Annotated in this window: 11 protein-coding genes; 4 read left to right on the top strand and 7 right to left on the bottom strand. The window is 54.3% G+C overall.

All coding sequences use genetic code 11. The features are described from left to right. Positions 1-25: 25 nt before the first annotated feature. On the bottom strand, positions 26-1,219 hold the full coding sequence (locus tag BBI10_RS17995) for a hypothetical protein (RefSeq protein ID WP_065990710.1): 1,194 nt from the start codon (positions 1,217-1,219) through the stop codon (positions 26-28). Between the two features lie 767 nt (positions 1,220-1,986). On the opposite strand from BBI10_RS17995, the gene BBI10_RS26725 reads away from it, so the two are divergent. Next, positions 1,987-2,313, top strand: coding sequence for a four-helix bundle copper-binding protein (locus BBI10_RS26725; RefSeq protein WP_371136442.1), 327 nt, complete (start codon positions 1,987-1,989; stop codon positions 2,311-2,313). Positions 2,314-2,541: 228 nt separating this feature from the next. Here BBI10_RS26725 and BBI10_RS18000 read toward each other — a convergent pair whose 3' ends face one another. After that, positions 2,542-3,918 (bottom strand): heavy metal sensor histidine kinase, encoded by a 1,377-nt coding sequence (locus BBI10_RS18000; RefSeq protein WP_065990711.1) that lies wholly within the window; start codon positions 3,916-3,918, stop codon positions 2,542-2,544. Then, the gene (locus BBI10_RS18005; protein ID WP_065990713.1) at positions 3,915-4,598 is read right to left on the bottom strand and encodes a heavy metal response regulator transcription factor; all 684 of its coding nucleotides are present in this window, start codon (positions 4,596-4,598) and stop codon (positions 3,915-3,917) included. Before BBI10_RS18005 ends, BBI10_RS18000 begins: the two co-directional genes overlap by 4 nt. Before the next feature lie 599 nt (positions 4,599-5,197). Here BBI10_RS18005 and BBI10_RS18015 point away from each other — a divergent pair. Continuing rightward, on the top strand, positions 5,198-7,555 hold the full coding sequence (locus tag BBI10_RS18015; RefSeq protein ID WP_083233165.1) for a heavy metal translocating P-type ATPase: 2,358 nt from the start codon (positions 5,198-5,200) through the stop codon (positions 7,553-7,555). A gap of 207 nt (positions 7,556-7,762) precedes the next feature. Here BBI10_RS18015 and flgB read toward each other — a convergent pair whose 3' ends face one another. From flgB to BBI10_RS18035, 4 genes are all read right to left on the bottom strand, one after another. Further along, positions 7,763-8,176, bottom strand: coding sequence for a flagellar basal body rod protein FlgB (gene flgB / locus BBI10_RS18020; RefSeq protein ID WP_065990716.1), 414 nt, complete (start codon positions 8,174-8,176; stop codon positions 7,763-7,765). A 566-nt stretch (positions 8,177-8,742) separates the two neighbouring features. After that, positions 8,743-11,871 (bottom strand): efflux RND transporter permease subunit, encoded by a 3,129-nt coding sequence (locus BBI10_RS18025; RefSeq protein WP_065990718.1) that lies wholly within the window; start codon positions 11,869-11,871, stop codon positions 8,743-8,745. After that, entirely contained in the window at positions 11,864-13,342 is a 1,479-nt protein-coding gene (locus tag BBI10_RS18030; RefSeq protein ID WP_065990720.1) for an efflux RND transporter periplasmic adaptor subunit, read from the bottom strand. Before BBI10_RS18030 ends, BBI10_RS18025 begins: the two co-directional genes overlap by 8 nt. Next, positions 13,339-14,562, bottom strand: coding sequence for a TolC family protein (locus BBI10_RS18035; protein WP_244160385.1), 1,224 nt, complete (start codon positions 14,560-14,562; stop codon positions 13,339-13,341). The genes BBI10_RS18030 and BBI10_RS18035 overlap by 4 nt, the downstream gene beginning before the upstream one ends. A gap of 707 nt (positions 14,563-15,269) precedes the next feature. On the opposite strand from BBI10_RS18035, the gene BBI10_RS26730 reads away from it, so the two are divergent. After that, positions 15,270-15,530 carry a heavy-metal-associated domain-containing protein gene (locus BBI10_RS26730; protein ID WP_083233166.1) on the top strand — a complete coding sequence of 87 codons (261 nt, stop codon included), beginning with the start codon at positions 15,270-15,272 and terminating at the stop codon, positions 15,528-15,530. A 48-nt stretch (positions 15,531-15,578) separates the two neighbouring features. After that, positions 15,579-16,025, top strand: a complete 447-nt coding sequence (locus BBI10_RS18050) for a DUF411 domain-containing protein (RefSeq protein ID WP_065990728.1) — start codon at positions 15,579-15,581, stop codon at positions 16,023-16,025. The last annotated feature ends 227 nt before the right edge of the window (positions 16,026-16,252 follow it).

The following is a 16,252-nucleotide window of genomic DNA, read 5'->3' on the forward strand; positions in this document are numbered from 1 at the left end:
ATGACATCTAACCTCAATACTGGAGCTATTTGGGTAGGTGGGTATCTGTAAATAATCTCTTGAAATCGCCTTCGACAAAGTGGTTCGGCTTCCATCCACCAACTATTTTATCGAGCAGGAACGTATCGGCAGCCCCTAATGCCAATCCTGCTGCGGTCCCAAGCCCTCCAGCTCCGAGTAAATCAATGCCCATACCAGCGGCGGTAAAGCAGGCCCATCTAGATGTCTTAAGTGGCAACTTTTCAAACTTTGAACCCTTAACAACCTCTTGGTAATATGCTCTTTTGAGGTCTTTGTCATCTGGAACACCTGCCACCCACTGCCTAAACTTATCTGCCACCTCTAGCAAGCTTAATACATCGTAGAACGAAACCCGGCCTGTATTTACAGCTTCTCGAATTGCATATGTGTTTTCGAGCGTCAGCTCTAAAAAATCGCCTACATGCTTCTGCCCACCAGCACTTCTACTTAATACCCCATCTAGTGCGTGTAGCCCAAGAGCTGCTTCCAGAGCGCTGGTGGATACTTCCGAGTCGAACGCGGCGCCATAGAATGCAGATGTATAAGCACTCTGCAGCTTACCGACGATGTATGCCGAAGTTAATACTGAATCGTTTGATGCTGTTCTCAAATTGTACGAGATATTAGCTTTTACGAAGTCAATGTTAGTGTCGACAGTGAAGGTTTTCGAATTCTGTAGACTGATTTTGAACCGAAAATCTCCGATGTGCTCGTACTCCGGAGCAAGGTAGCGAATCATGGTTGCGACTGCAGACTCCGTGCTGCCGTTTGCCGCAAGGGCCTGAATCAACGATTCTTGGCCGAAACTATCGTGTTCGAATTTTCTAATTAATCTGCCGAATTTATACCCTGCGATCCGCGTTTGCGGGGAGCTTGCGGCTTCTCTAAAAATCTGTACTGCTTTATCTTGGTACGAGATACCGGCTAGACTGAACCTAACTAGGTCATGAACCTCCCCTCGATAGGTACTCTCAGTTCTAACACCGAGATTCTCATGAGTGTAGTAAAATTCAATACGCCCTGACTCTATTAATTCTAAAAGAATTAACGGGGGTATTTTCCTAACAAGATACCTAACGACTCCGGCGTCACCTAAAATCCTTACTTTCCCGTAGAAGACTAGGCTTTCAGCAAGTGCTCCGATGTCGACAACTTGATCTATTCTGCCCGAATTTTTGAATAAGATACTATCTAGCATGAAGCACCTCTTTGGTGACATTAAGCTGTGTCATGCTATCTGTTTATCCTGAAAAATACTCTTTGTCAGCGCTCGTACCTTCATATGCAAATCAAAACGTCACCACATGTATCCTCTATATGGTGTAAATTTTGGAAATACGAGCGATTGCACGGCATGCGAACAGCTCGACTACTACGGCGATGAAGATCCCCCATGAGCCGGGCCTGCGTAACAGACCACCAAAAAACCGCCCTTACCCGGCGTTTTTTTTCGTCCGCGGGTGTCCCTAGCCATAGCAATAGAGGACTTAGTACACGCAGGTACACCGCCGGCCATTGGCAGGTGCCGCCGGCCGGGGCGAACTCCATATGCAGGCATTCAAAGGGCTACATGTCACCACTATCCTCGAAAAAGATTTTCGATCCATGTGATAAGCGTTAGCTAATGATAAAATAGGTTATTTTTTAAAAGAGCTTGATAGCCTCGTTACGTATCAACTCTTAGTCTTGCCAGCTTGCGTTAGATTCTCCCTTCTTATCACCAATCCACGGTGGGATGGCGGCATAAGAAACATACTCATCACCTGCCAGCGGTATCGACCACGATGCTGGCCTGATGGAGCTGGAACGCTCGCTCACCTGTACGGGGTGTTTGCGCGCTAGAACGCAACCTTACAGAAATGTAATAAAAATAAAGAAACCGCCTCTTGGATGAGCAGGTCGAGATGATTTGACGGGGTTTTCCTCCGTCAAGTCGCAATCGACCTGTCCACTAGGAGATGCCTGATGAATCAGTCCTTCGATAGCTGCATCGCAGCTTGTCTATCCTGCGCCGCTGCTTGCGATACCTGCGCTTCCGCCTGCTTGGGCGAAGATAACGTTAAAATGATGGCGCAATGCATCAAGCTTGACCTTGATTGTGCAGACCTTTGTCGCCTGGCAGCTGTTTTCATGGCACGAAATAGTCCGTTCGCAGCTCAGCTTTGTAAGCTATGTGCCCAAGCGTGCCGAGACTGCGCTGCTGAATGTTCCAGACATTCTCACGACCACTGCCAAGCGTGTGCCAGCGCTTGCAATCAGTGTGCTCATGAGTGCGAAGGAATGGCCGCTTAACGTGAAGCGAACCAATCTTCTTCCCATATTAGCTCGGCCCGAAACGAAAAAGAGCATTCGGCGGACCAGAGCCGCCGATGCGCTCCGCCGTTGGGGGAGCTTTGGTTTTCAACGTGAGCGTGGACCTTCCTGACTTCGAAGCCGCTCCAGTTAAGGCCAGAGCCACCACCACCCGACAGGGTTGTCCTGCCACCGTGCGTTCCAAATTCCTAGAAGGCTGGATAACGGTTACGCACGCAGGGCCGGCAGTTCAATCCGAAACGTCGTCTCTCCCTGTTCCGACACGCATTTAATATTTCCGCCGTGAGCCTCAACCAGAGAGCGGACAATTGCCAAGCCAAGGCCTGCATTGTTGGCACCACCTTCTCGTCGGGCCGGGTCCACACGGTAAAATCGGTCAAAGATACGGCTCCGATGCTGCTCCGGTATCTCCTCGCCTGGGTTTGTCACCTCTAGAGCAATAAAGCTGCCGTCAGGTTTAATCTGAACAACGATAGTGCTACCGATAGGTGTATAGCGCAGCGCATTTGATAAGAGGTTAGAGATGATCCTGTCCAACATCACTGGATCGCCTGAAATCAAGCCGCTTCCTGATACCTGGAGCTGTATCTGCTTTTCATCGGCAAGCAACTGGTAGTATTCAAAAAGCTTCTCAACCACGTCTCTTAGGTCGACTTTCTCCTGAGCGGGCAGAAGCAACCCGTTGTCCGACTTGGCCAAAAAAAGCATGCCGTCGATGATGTTGGAGAGCCGGTTGAGGTCCTCAAGATTTGAATACAGGTTTTCCTCATAGGCCTCTGGCGCCCGCTTTTTGGCAAGGATGACTTCCGTATGGGTCCGCAGATTGCTGATTGGGGTTCGCAGTTCGTGCGCAATGTCGGCAGAGAAATTAGAGAGCCGGACGAAGGACTCGTCCAACCGGGCCAGCATGGCATTGAACGAGGAGACCAGCTGCAACAGCTCTTTGGGCACTGGCTCAAGGGGGATGCGCTCCTTCAGCGACCGAGCCGACATTGCGGCAGCCGCGCGTGTTACTTGTTCAACCGGGCGTAGCCCATTGCGCGCTACCAGCCATCCCAACGCTGCGCTTACGATAGTGCTGACTACCAAACCGAGTACAAACCACCACTGCAGGGTTTCGAAAAAATGCATATGGCTGGTGACATCAAGGATCAGCCAGACGGTCACCGCTTGAGCCTGATGTACCGTTCGAACCGTAGCTGTCATGCCACGATACATGCGGCCAGCTTCCGACCATTCCGAGATGTTGTGCTCGGGGTCAGGCTCTATCCCCGGTGGCCTAATTGCATTAGGAGCCGAGAACAACACCACACCATCCTTGCCCATGATAATGGCGGACAGCTCCGGATGTGCACCAAGTAGTGCGCGTAGCTGAAGCTCAACGTCAGCTCCATCTAGTGATCCTGACTTGCCGTCAAGGATTTGTGTCGTTGCTTCAAGCTTTTCCATTAGCGTTTGGCGATCCAGCTCCTTGAAATGATGCCGAGTGAGCTCGTTGACGCTAACCCCAGCGACGACCAGAACCGCGACCACGGCGCACACAAACATCAGACTAAGGCGCAGCGTTAGCGAGGCGCGCTTCATTCTGTATCCGGAGCATCAAGCATGTAGCCCATGCCGCGAGAGGTATGAATAAGCTTTGGGTCGAAACCATCATCGACTTTTGCTCGTAGCCTGCGAATGGCCACTTCAATCACGTTGGTATCGCTGTCAAAATTCATGTCCCAAACTTGGGACGCGATCAATGATTTAGGCAATACCTCACCCTGCCGCCGCATCAGAAGCTCCAGAAGAGAAAACTCTTTCGCGGTTAAATCGATGCGTTTACCTGAGCGTGTCGCCCGACGTTTGAGAAGATCTATCTCAAGGTCACTGATTTTTATGGTGTTTTGCTGAGGAGAGCTGTTTCCACGACGAAGCAAGCTTCTGACCCTGGCCAATAGTTCTGAAAATGCAAAGGGTTTCACTAGGTAATCGTCAGCCCCCAGCTCTAGTCCCTTCACCCGATCGTCAACACCATCACGGGCTGTTAGAAAAAGGACAGGAACTGCCTTGCCCGCGGCCCTGACCATCCTGATGACTTCCCAGCCGTCTAAGCCCGGCATCATGACGTCTAGAATCAGCAAATCGTAGTTGTCACCGAAAGCTTGGTGCAGGGCATCTGTACCCGTGACTACGCGGTCGACGCTGAAGCCTGCTTCCACGAGTCCTTGCTGGAGGTAGGTTCCAGTTTTTGGTTCATCTTCCGCTACCAAAATTCTCATGCTAGGTCCTCCTTGTAGGTCTACAGCTTCAGTGTGATCCAAAAGACCCAGAGATGGCGCAAGCTTACAGAAATGTAATGCAGCGAACAGGCTTCAGAAAGGAAGATGCGTCTATAGTATTTACAGCTTTAGCCTTCGCCCGGATCGTTTGGCGTAAAGGGAGTCGGCTAGTGCTAATCGTGACCTCCACTCTAGGGCCCTTGCTCCTTGGTCTGTCGGCGCCGTTATGGCGCCGTTCTTTAATGCGCTCCCTAGATACGACCTGTCTCCCTCGCGGTCTCTGGCATAGGCCACCAGCCAATATCTGGAATGGTGAGTTCATCTGTGCGCCTGGCCAGCGTTTCAGGCAACGGGGCAAAAAAGCGAAGGCCCGAGCTAGCGATACGGCATCCCCGTTCTGATCCGTGTTGTCTGCTTGTGATTGCCTATCCGGAATAGCGCGCTAGCATCGGAACGCTGACTGCACCGACAGGTCAGTTCTATCAAGGACTGCTGTTAGCCGACTCCGGTAACTATAGAATCCAGGAAAATCTGCAGGCGCTACTACAAAGCACCAGGTGCATGTCTCCTGTACGAGCGCCGCGAAAAAAGGATAGCTAATGGACACTGCTCCCCGCCACAACCCTGAGCCTGAGCACGACCATACAGCTCCGCTCCCTGAGGCCGGCCGACGTGATCCAGTCTGCGGTATGTCGGTTACGCCCTCGAGTGCATTCGTCGAGCATTACCACGGTCACCGCTATTTTTTTTGCAGTGACAACTGCCGGGAAAAGTTCCAAGCAGACCCTGAACGATACGGCCGCGATCATCGGGGCGCAGAGCCCACCAGTCCTTCAGGGCCTCCCGTAACGGCGGGCAGTGACTTCACTTGTCCCATGCATCCAGAGGTAAGGCAATCAGGACCCGGCAATTGTCCTAAATGTGGCATGACACTAGAGCCGGTGATGCCTACGCTCGGTGAGGACGAAAATCTTGAGTTCCGGGATTTTAATCGCCGATTTTGGTGGTCGCTTCCCTTGACCCTCATAGTCACGCTGCTCGCGATGACAGGGCACTCGTTACAGCTCTTTCATGGCTCAGTCCAAAACTGGGTCGAGTTAGGCCTTGCGTCGCCCGTAACCTTATGGGCCGGTTGGCCTTTTTTTATCAGAGCCATGACGTCTGTTTCAAATCGCAGTCCGAACATGTGGACTCTGATCGGGTTAGGCACCGCCGCAGCCTACCTCTATAGCGTCGCGGCAACGCTGTTCCCGCAAGTTTTTCCCAGCAATTTTATGCAAGATGGACGAATCGGCGTCTACTTCGAAGCAGCAGCCGTGATCATATCCCTCACCTTGCTTGGGCAGGTTCTTGAGCTTAAGGCGCGGTCGCAAACGTCCGCCGCCATCAAATCCTTGCTTGGTCTATCCCCCAAGACCGCTCGCAGGATCAATGCTGGTGGGCTAGAGGAAGATGTTCCGCTTGCCCACGTTCATTTGGGAGACCGTTTGAGGGTCAGGCCAGGTGAGAAGGTGCCGGCCGATGGCTCCGTATTAGAAGGAGAAAGTGCGGTAGACGAGTCCATGCTTACAGGCGAACCAGTCCCCGTAATGAAACGTGCTGGAGATAGCTTGATAGGCGCCACGCTAAACACACATGGAAGTATGGTCATGCAGGCCCAAAAGGTCGGGGCCGAAACCATGTTGTCTCAGATCGTGCAAATGGTCGCTCGGGCACAGCGCTCTAAAGCACCGATGCAGCGGATGGCTGATTCCATTGCCGGTTACTTTGTAATGGGCGTTATCTCTATCGCCGTCATGACGTTCATAGGCTGGGGTATCTTCGGCCCAGAGCCTAGCTGGGTTTTTGGTCTGATCAACGCTGTGGCTGTACTGATTATCGCGTGTCCCTGTGCGCTGGGACTTGCAACACCAATGTCCATCATGGTTTCGACTGGAAAGGCCGCCAGCCTAGGGGTGTTATTCAGGGATGCCAGCGCCATCGAGAACCTTTGTAAGATCGATACGCTGATCGTTGATAAAACGGGAACACTAACGGAGGGGCGCCCAGTCTTTCACAGTGTCGAGGCCACACCTGACTTCGCCCCCCACGATGTTCTTCAATGGGCAGCTAGCCTTGATCAAGGCAGTGAGCATCCTTTGGCTCGTGCCATTGTCGATCACGCCCGAGCTGAAGCCATTCCGCTCACCAAGCCTGAATCTTTCGACTCGGGCTCTGGCGTTGGAGTGAGTGGCTTTGTAAATGGCAAGAGAATCCAATTGGGTAACAGTGCATTGATGAAATCAGCTGGCATTGACATCAAGGTGTTCCAAGAGCATTCGGAGTCATTGCGCACTCAAGGCATCAGCATCATGTATCTCGCGGTTAATGAGCTATTAGCAGGGCTATTAGCCGTATCAGACCCTCTTAAATCTACGTCCAAAGAAGCGGTCATCAAGCTCACCGCCGATAACGTAAAGATCATAATGGCTACTGGAGACGGACTTACCACCGCGCGAGCGGTTGCGAAGGAGCTCGGTATCGAAGAGGTTCATGGTGAAGTAAAACCTCAGGACAAAGAGCGCCTGGTTGCCGAACTTCAAAAAGATGGCCGAAAGGTTGCCATGGCTGGCGACGGAATTAACGACGCACCGGCTCTCGCTCGAGCGAATGTGGGAATCGCGATGGGAACAGGGACTGACGTCGCAATGAATAGCGCACAGCTAACGCTGGTGAAAGGTGACCTGATGGGGATTGTACGGGCTCGGGCTCTTTCGGTCGCGACGGTAAGAAACATGCGGCAGAATCTTGGCTTCGCTCTGCTTTACAATTCATTGGGTATTCCCCTCGCTGCAGGTCTGCTCTATCCGCTGACAGGGCACCTTCTGTCGCCGATGATCGCTGCGCTAGCAATGAGCGTCAGCTCTGCATCTGTAGTTTTTAATGCGTTAAGGCTCAGAAGTGTCCGGGTTAGCTAGCGTCAATGCCGGGGCTGCCGGGGCTATAGCAGCGATAAGCAGCGCCTTAGATATGTCTCTCATTGTTTTGGCGGCCGTTGCCTACGGCAGATTATAGCGGTCAAACACTGAAATGGATGTTAGGCTTTGATGGCTCGCGCCTGTCAAGATGACGGGACTGCAGAGCTGCTGCCGAAGCAGTCTCCGCTACAGAGGCCGAGTAAGGAGTTAGTCCCCTCGCAGCACTTTGAGTAGACCTTTGAACGCTCCATTCAGCCTTGTGAAGGCGGCATCGAAATGAATTTGGTTTTCCGTGTATTTTGCAATCTCAATCTGCTGGTCAACTGTATTTTGATCAAGGGAAGGTTGGGTTGGGGTGCTGTACAATAAGTCATCACCATACGATTCACTCGTCGATGTGTTTGTTGAGATATGCTTTTGGCTGGTCGTGCGCAAAGACAGTGGATTGCCAAGACCTTGTTTTGTCTGGCTGGCGAGCACAGCAGAAAAGTCCAAGTCTCGGGCCTTGAAATTTGGGGTATCGGCATTAACAATATTATTACTTAGCACTTCAGCTCTTCGACTGCGATAAGTTAAAGCTCTCTCCGCAGAGCCCAACGACTTTTCAAAACTAATACTCATATTTAATATCCTTCAGTTACGCTACGATTTAACGCAACAAGCCCCAGGGAAAACCCCAGAGCTCAGAAAATTAATTCGATCATGTGCCACTGCACTGCCTAGACGATACGCACCATTGCATCGGCTTCCAAGAGAAATATCGCAACCTTACATAATGGTAATGTTGAACGGCGCTTGCTGCTGAGGATGAGTCCTGTTCTTGTTTTCGTGGCCAGCTCCCCTCGAGTAGGCTCGCCTTGATTCTGTCTGAAAGCGGGCCGCGTTAGCCCAGCGAAACCTGCGCGTCGGTTCTGGCGGTTCTCACTATTCGCCAAGTGATTCATACGGCTGGCCAAGCAGAACCTCCGTTGCCTAAGCTTGACAATCGTATGTCCAAACGGCCGGGCGTTTCGCTCAGCCGTCAGCTTGGACCTCGCAAAGGCGCCGGTTTTGGTCGTTCGCTTCGGCACTGGTATCAGAAGAGCTCTATTGTTGGGATCATTGGGTACTGCCTGGGTGGCAGCTTGCTGGGCTTCATCAGTTAGGAAGCATCTCGGAGCGCCAAGCTGACCTCGGCGCAATCTGGACTAACGACGTGACGGGTTTCGCTTCATCAGCCAGTAGGCTGCGGGTAAAACCAGCATCGATAGCAGGGGCGCCGTTATCATGCCGCCGACCATCGGCGTCGCAATGCGCTTCATCACCTCCGAGCCGGTCCCGCTCGCCCAGAGAATGGGCACTAAGCCCGCGATGATGACAGCAACGGTCATTGCTTTGGGTCTTACTCGCAACACTGCACCCTCGCGAATAGATTCGAGCAAGGCCGTGCTGTCGTCACGACCCGCATGGAGTCGAACCTGCCAGGCATTTTTCAAGTAGATCATCATGATCACGCCAAACTCGGCCGAGACCCCAGCCAAGGCAATGAAGCCTACCCCTGTAGCGACGGATAGGTTGAAGCCAAACCAATACAACAACCAGACCCCGCCCGAGAGCGCGAAAGGTAAAGTCATCATGATCAGCAGCGCCTCGCTGATCCGATTAAACGTGAGGTACAGCAGGACGAAAATAATCAGCATGGTTGCCGGAACGACCCATGTCAGTCGCTCATTGGCTCGTTCCAGAAATTCGAACTGGCCTGAATAAGAGATGGTCATCCCCTCGGTTGGCTTTACAGCCTGGGTAACGCGCTGCTGGAGCTCTCTGACCGTGGAAGCCAGATCCCTGCCTCGTACGTCGACATACACCCAACCGGACAATCGACCATTTTCACTGCGCAACATCGGTGGCCCGTCGCTCAGGCTGATATCCGCGACCATGCCCAACGTGATTTGCTGCCCCGCCGAAGTCAGGACGGGCAATTCGCGCAGAGCGCTCGGTGTGTCACGCCATTCTCGGCCATAGCGCAAATTGATGGGATAACGTGCCAGACCCTCCACGGTCTCGCCGATGTTGCTGCCACCGATAGCCCCGGACACAACGTCCTGAACGTCCTCTATGTTCATTCCATAGCGGGCAGCGGCCAGTCGATTTATCTTGATATCCACGTAGCGTCCGCCGGTAAGGCGCTCTGCCAATGCAGAGCTGACGCCAGATACCCCTTTAGCGACGTCTTCGATTTGCCGAGCCACGCGATCGATTTCGGCCAGCGACGTGCCGGCGACTTTTACGCCAATCGGGCTTTTGATTCCGGTCGCTAGCATATCGATCCGATTGCGAATGGGTGGAACCCAGATATTCGAAAGCCCGGGGATTTTGACGGCGCTGTCCAATTCTTCGATCAGCTTGTCCATCGTCATACCTGGCCGCCATTGCTCCTTCGGTTTGAATTGGACCGTCGTCTCGAACATCTCTAACGGCGCAGGGTCGGTGGCCGTTTCGGCCCGCCCCGCCTTGCCAAAGACACGTGAGACTTCCGGAACCGTGCGTATCAGGCGGTCGGTCTGCTGGAGAAGTTGCGTAGCTTTGCTTGCCGAAAGGCCGGGCAACGCGGACGGCATGTACAAGACATCGCCTTCATCCATTTGGGGCAAGAACTCACCGCCCAATTGGCTTAGCGGCCAGAGGCTGGACAGAAAGACGAGCAGCGCGAGCGATAACGTCAGTTTAGGCCAGGCCAATACAGCGTTGAGGACAGGGCGGTACGCCGCTATCAGCCATCTATTCAAAGGGTTCTGCTGTTCTGTGGGAATCCGACCGCGGATCCAGTAGCCCATCAGCACCGGAACCAGAGTTATCGAGAGGCCTGCTGCAGCAGCCATTGCATAGGTTTTGGTGAACGCAAGCGGGCCAAAAAGGCGTCCTTCCTGAGCCTGTAATGTGAAGACTGGCAAGAACGACAACGTGATGATCAACAGGCTAAAGAACAAGGCGGGCCCAATTTCAGCCGCAGCGCCGGCTATGACAGCCCAATGCGCCTCTCCTTGAAGTTTCTCGTCAGGGTGGTTGTGCCTCCAGAGCTCGATATGCTTGTGCGCGTTCTCGATCATGACCACTGCCGCGTCAACCATTGCCCCAATCGCAATGGCAATCCCACCCAAGGACATGATGTTCGCGTTGATGCCCTGATATCGCATCACAATAAACGCAACCAGGATGCCCATCGGTAACGTGATGATGGCGACCAGAGAGGAGCGCAGGTGCCAGAGGAAGAGCAAGCAGACCAGTGCGACAACGCCAAATTCTTCCAGCAGTTTGTAGCTCAGGTTGTTAATAGCGCGATCGATCAGCTGCGAGCGGTCATAGGTCGTGACCAACTCCACGCCAGGCGGCAGGCTCGCCTTGAGGGTTTCGAGCTTATTCTTCACCGCTTGCAGAGCTTCGCGCGCATTTTTGCCGGAGCGCAGGATAACTACACCTCCGACAACTTCCCCTTCACCGTCCAGCTCAGCGACGCCGCGGCGCATTTCAGGACCTAGCTGAACGGTTGCCACCTGCCCAAGTAAAACCGGAACACCTGCGGCCGACGTTCGCAGAGGTACGCTTTTGAAGTCATCGAGGCTTTGAAGATAACCCGACGCTCTAACCATGTACTCGCGCTCGCCCATTTCCAGCACTGCACCGCCGGTCTCCTGGTTGGCCCTGCGAAGGGCCTGGGCGACGTCTTGTTGAGTGACGCGGTAAGCGACCAGCTTCTGAGGGTCCATCACAACCTGGTATTGCTTGACCATGCCGCCCAGCGTTGCGACTTCGGCTACATTGGGTAGCGTCTTGAGCTCGTACTTTAAAAACCAGTCCTGAATGGAGCGCAGTTGGGAAAGATCATGCGTGCCGGTACGGTCAACCAATGCGTATTGATAGATCCACCCTACGCCGGTTGCATCGGGGCCTAGCGTGCTTACGACGCCTTTTGGCATACGGTCCTGGGCTTGATTAAGGTATTCCAGCACGCGTGATCGCGCCCAGTAGGGGTCAGTGCCGTCTTCGAAGAGCACATAGACGAAGGAGTCGCCAAAGAACGAATAGCCCCGAACGGTCTTGGCGCCCGGAACCGAAAGCATGGTCGTCGTTAAAGGATAAGTGACCTGATTTTCAATAATCTGGGGAGCTTGCCCTGGATAACTCGTACGGATGATGACTTGGGTATCTGAAAGGTCCGGCAAGGCGTCCATCGGCGTACTGTGCAGGGACCAAATTCCCCCGACCCCAAGGAACAAGGTGACCAATAGCACCAGAACGCGATTACCGATGGACCAGCGAATGAGGCGCTCAATCATCTCGGTGCTCCTTGCGGGTCAACCGTTCAACCAACAGTCCCACGTCGGTTTTCGAGACAGCGATATCGACGTGGTCGCCAACCCGCAAACCGTCCAGTAGCTCCGGCTTGGCTAAAGGAAAGGGCATCGTCATGCCCGGCATCCCCAAGGTAGGGAATGGCCGGTGCTTCAGGGTTACGCTGTCCTTATCGAGATTGATGATCTCTCCTTCGGACATATGTAGTTCGGGTCCTTCGCCCGGCTCGGACTCGCCTGGTTCGGCGCGAGCCAGTAGCCCCTGCAAGCTGGCCTCGGAGTCAAGCAGGAACTGGCCAGAGCTTACAACCGCTTGCCCTTCGGACAAGCCTGACAATACTTGCGTCTTACCGTCGGCCTCCCGGCCGATGCCAATCTCTTGTGGTCTGTAACGCCCCTCTGATTCCGCGAGCATGACCAGCGTCCGTTTGCCGGTGCGGATGACGGACTCGGATGGAATCAGCAAAGCTTGTTCCTGACCAGACGCCCCCACTCGGACGGAGGCGAACATCCCGGGTCGAAGTCGGCCATCGGCATTGGCCAGCTCACTGCGTACGGTCACGGTCCTGGTGATGTTGTCTGCGGAAGGCAGAATGCCAATGACCTTGCCCGTTAGGGTCTGTCCTGGGAATGCTGCGAGCGCCGCAATCACGCTGGATCCCAGCTGAACATTACCGAGGGCCGCCTCGGGGATCGCAGCGTCGAGCCAGACGGTGGAGAGCCCATTTATCTTCGCAAGGTCCTGCCCTTTGGAAACAGACATGCCGACCTGCAACCCCAATGACTGAAGCTCGCCACCCATTGGGGTGACGATTGTCTGTACCGCGACAGGCTTTCCTGAGCGTTGCACCTGATTGATCACTGAATGAGGCATGCCCAGAAGACGTAAGCGCTCGCGAGAGGCTTCAATCAACTCATGATCGCCGGTCTGTTTCACCGCAATGAATTCAAGCTGGGCGGCGGACCATTCCGGGATGAGGAGGTCAGCCAAAGGAGCGCCTGCTGGAAGAACATCCCCGGCGGCGCGGCCGTAAACCTTTTCCACGTAGCCACTCGCGCGAGCCTGGAGTGTTGCTATCTCCCGCTGGTTATAAGCCACGGAGGCTACTGCGTCCGTGGCTGAATCGATGATCCCAAGCGTTGCCTTCGCTGTGCGAATACCTAAGTTCTGTATGGCTTGCGAGGGGACCGCGAGTGTTCGGCTATCTTCAACACCGCCGGCATATTTCGGGACAAGCTCCATATCCATGAAAGGTGAACGGCCAGGCTTATCAAAATGCTGGTCAGGTTTCATTGGGTCATACCAGTAGATGACCTTCGCAGTGTCTGGCATTGACACTGAAGGCGTGCTGCCTGGTGCCGGATCGCCGGGCTTGCCCATCAGATAGCCAGCGAAGACTCCTGCCATCAGCAGCCCGGCTCCGACGAGGGGTAACAGGATGCGGGACGGCCTCATTTCAACCCCTCCACGTACGCAAAGTAGAGGTTGGAACTCAGCTCATGCAGCTTCCTTTGCTGCTCGACCCGCCGCAGCCGTGCCTCGATCAATGCCCTGCGAGCTTCAATAACCGCACTCAGCTGACCGGTGCCGGCTTTATAGCTCGCCGTCTCTAGCGCAACCCGCTTACTGGCCAGAGGTATATTGGTGGCCTCGTTTCGCTCCAGCGCTTTATGGACCTGACTAACCTCGGCTAATCCGCTTTCAAGCTCGGCTTCATGGTTGCGCAGGATTACTTCCTGTTGTGCCTCCATCTGAGCAACACTTTGCTGCTTGGCCTGGATACGAGGCCCTTGTCGAGAACCAACGAAGATTGGAAGGTCGAAGGTGAACTGCAGGCTTACCATGTCGCCGAAGCGGTTATCGCGATTGCCATAGACAAACTCGACTCCCCAGTCTGGCTTCTTTGCAGCAATGGCCTCGTCGAGCTCAGCGTTCGCTTCAGTGACCCGAGCGCTAGCAGCTTGCAGATCTGGATGAGCCGACAGGCTGTGGTGAGCAGGATGAGTATTCAGATCAAAAGCCGGCGCAGTTCCTGAGAGTTGAAGATCAGCGTCGGGACCTATATACCGCCTTAGCTTGGCGCGCGCTATGGCAACATCACGGGCCAGTTCGTCCCGGCGGTCCTCCAGCGCAAGCATTTCTTGGCGAACTTGTATGAGGTCCGCTGCCCTTGAGCTACCCCCCACCACCTGAGCGGGCAGGGTTGAAAGCTGAACGCCAATCTGCTTCTGCATCTCATCAAACAGATCAACCGTCTGTTGGGCATAGAAAACCTCAAGCCAGCCCAAGGCCGCCTGGCGCTTGGTCTCAAGCACCGTCGCACGCTGCTCCGCTTGTGTACGCCCTACGGCTGCCTGGGCGAAGCGGCGTCGGGCATCTCGCTTGTCGCTGTTGGGAAATTCCTGCATTAGCCCAACACGGCGCATCGTCATGGAGTCACGGTCAAGCGAGTATCGGTCCTGGCCCTCGATAGGCAGATTATCGACGCCCAGGATTAGCTTGGGGTCAGGTAACGCTCCAGCAGGCACGACTGATTCCCGTGCTGACTGCACCTGAGCCAGCCCCGCGAGGTTTTCTGGAGCGGTCAACTCAGCCAGCTGTTGCGCGCGTTCAAACGTCAGGTCCGCGGCAGGGGTGCGCAGCGAATATAGGCAAAGCAGAAGCATCGCCAGCATGCTTGCGTGCCATCGGTGTGCAGGTAGAAGAGCAGGCATGGACAGCCTCCAATGCAAAGGTCAGCGCCGCCGCTGAAAGATAGCGGCAACGATTACGTACCCTCGAGAGGATACGATTCGGACATAGGCATCAGGCTAAACGGGGCGGGCGCCAGAAATCAGCGAGGACCCGCTGTATGGTGAGAGCGAAGTAGGTCAACTGCGGAAGGGGGCGTATCGGTGCAAGATTTTGGGCAGGATTGATCTGCACCATAGCGCTGCTTTTACAGTCCTGTCCGAGTTTGCAAACGGACTTATGATCAGTGGACGCCAAATCACCCATGTCTGCGCAGGGTTCGTCCGCCAGGGCGTGCTGTGCACCATCCATCATTGTCTGCATCGGGCACGGCTCGGCAGGCATGACTGTGCCCACGCTTGCGAATGGCGGAAGAATGAGGCTAAAAATCATGAACACAGCCAGTGCGAAGCGGGACATGGAAGGCAATCGGATCTCGGTGAATTACATCATCGGCGTCAGCGAGCACTATCGAAACACAACGTGACGCAATATCCCAGTTTGATCGCACAAGCTTACAAAATTGTAATCGAGTGCGACCAGGCATAACGCTTAATCTATTGACCTACTAACGGGGCTTGACCTTGCCACGTAGTCAAGGTTGAAGATGGGTCGACCGTCAGGATTTCTGGCCACGACTGAGGATTTCGTCATGAGTACAACCGAATTAACGGTACAAGGCATGAGCTGCGGCGCATGCGTTAAGCATGTCAAAGCTGCGCTGGTGGCTTTGCCTGGAGTCGTAGATGTAACAGTCGAGCTGAAAACCGGGCAGGTATCGGTCAGCGGATCTCCTGACGAACAAAGCCTGGTAAATGCCCTGAATGAAGCTGGATACCCCGCTGAGTTGGCTGTCGCGGCCCGTGATTCCACCCCCAGCGCTCAGACAGGCCGCGGCTGCTGCTGTCGTTAAGATTATCGAAAACTGAGCCGCAGACGCCGGCTCCATATAAGGAATGTCATGGCCAACTTACGGCTAACGCTTGTTGCAGCACTTTTCTTTGCAGGCGCGGCAAATGCGGCGGATACGTTGACACTCGACGTGCACCGCGATGCCAATTGCAGCTGCTGCAAGGCTTGGATCAAGCATCTTGAAGCCAATGGCTTCAATATCAACGATCACGTTGAAAGCAACATGAGCGCCGTCAAGCAGAGCCTCGGTGTGCCGCAAGGACTGGCCTCCTGCCACACCGCGGTGATTGATGGAAAGTTCATCGAAGGCCATGTGCCTGCTGCACAGATCAAGGACTTGCGCAATCGTCAGGACCTGGTGGGCATTGCAGTCCCTGGAATGCCTCAGGGCTCGCCAGGAATGGAAAATGGCCAAACGTCACAGGCTTACGACGTTGTCGGTCTGAGCAAGGCAGGAGCACAGGTGGTCGTGGCGAGCTATCCAGCGAACAAGTGAGCAGCAGTCGAATTGATGTATCTCCAACTGCATGGGGCCAGTCGGGCTGTATTCGGACCGCCAATCAATGAGCCAGTAGACCACGACCAGACATTGTTCGCTTCGAGCAATGAAGGCGAGAATGCCCGCACATTTTGGGGGTGCATGGGCCCTGAGATGATATGGCACTGTGCTCGGGCGGACTTGACCACTTCTTCAATTCGGCTTGGTATGGCATTTGCGCTGAC

The sequence above is a fragment of the Pseudomonas graminis genome (assembly GCF_001705435.1).
Lineage (GTDB): Bacteria > Pseudomonadota > Gammaproteobacteria > Pseudomonadales > Pseudomonadaceae > Aquipseudomonas > Aquipseudomonas graminis_B.

Bases quoted from the DNA above. Each gene is read 5' to 3' on its own strand.
- BBI10_RS17995 (WP_065990710.1), bottom strand. From the start codon at position 1,219: ATGCTAGATAGTATCTTATTCAAAAATTCGGGCAGAATAGATCAAGTT.
- BBI10_RS26725 (WP_371136442.1), top strand. From the start codon at position 1,987: ATGAATCAGTCCTTCGATAGCTGCATCGCAGCTTGTCTATCCTGCGCC.
- BBI10_RS18000 (WP_065990711.1), bottom strand. From the start codon at position 3,918: ATGAAGCGCGCCTCGCTAACGCTGCGCCTTAGTCTGATGTTTGTGTGC.
- BBI10_RS18005 (WP_065990713.1), bottom strand. From the start codon at position 4,598: ATGAGAATTTTGGTAGCGGAAGATGAACCAAAAACTGGAACCTACCTC.
- BBI10_RS18015 (WP_083233165.1), top strand. From the start codon at position 5,198: ATGGACACTGCTCCCCGCCACAACCCTGAGCCTGAGCACGACCATACA.
- flgB (WP_065990716.1), bottom strand. From the start codon at position 8,176: ATGAGTATTAGTTTTGAAAAGTCGTTGGGCTCTGCGGAGAGAGCTTTA.
- BBI10_RS18025 (WP_065990718.1), bottom strand. From the start codon at position 11,871: ATGATTGAGCGCCTCATTCGCTGGTCCATCGGTAATCGCGTTCTGGTG.
- BBI10_RS18030 (WP_065990720.1), bottom strand. From the start codon at position 13,342: ATGAGGCCGTCCCGCATCCTGTTACCCCTCGTCGGAGCCGGGCTGCTG.
- BBI10_RS18035 (WP_244160385.1), bottom strand. From the start codon at position 14,562: ATGCTGGCGATGCTTCTGCTTTGCCTATATTCGCTGCGCACCCCTGCC.
- BBI10_RS26730 (WP_083233166.1), top strand. From the start codon at position 15,270: ATGAGTACAACCGAATTAACGGTACAAGGCATGAGCTGCGGCGCATGC.
- BBI10_RS18050 (WP_065990728.1), top strand. From the start codon at position 15,579: ATGGCCAACTTACGGCTAACGCTTGTTGCAGCACTTTTCTTTGCAGGC.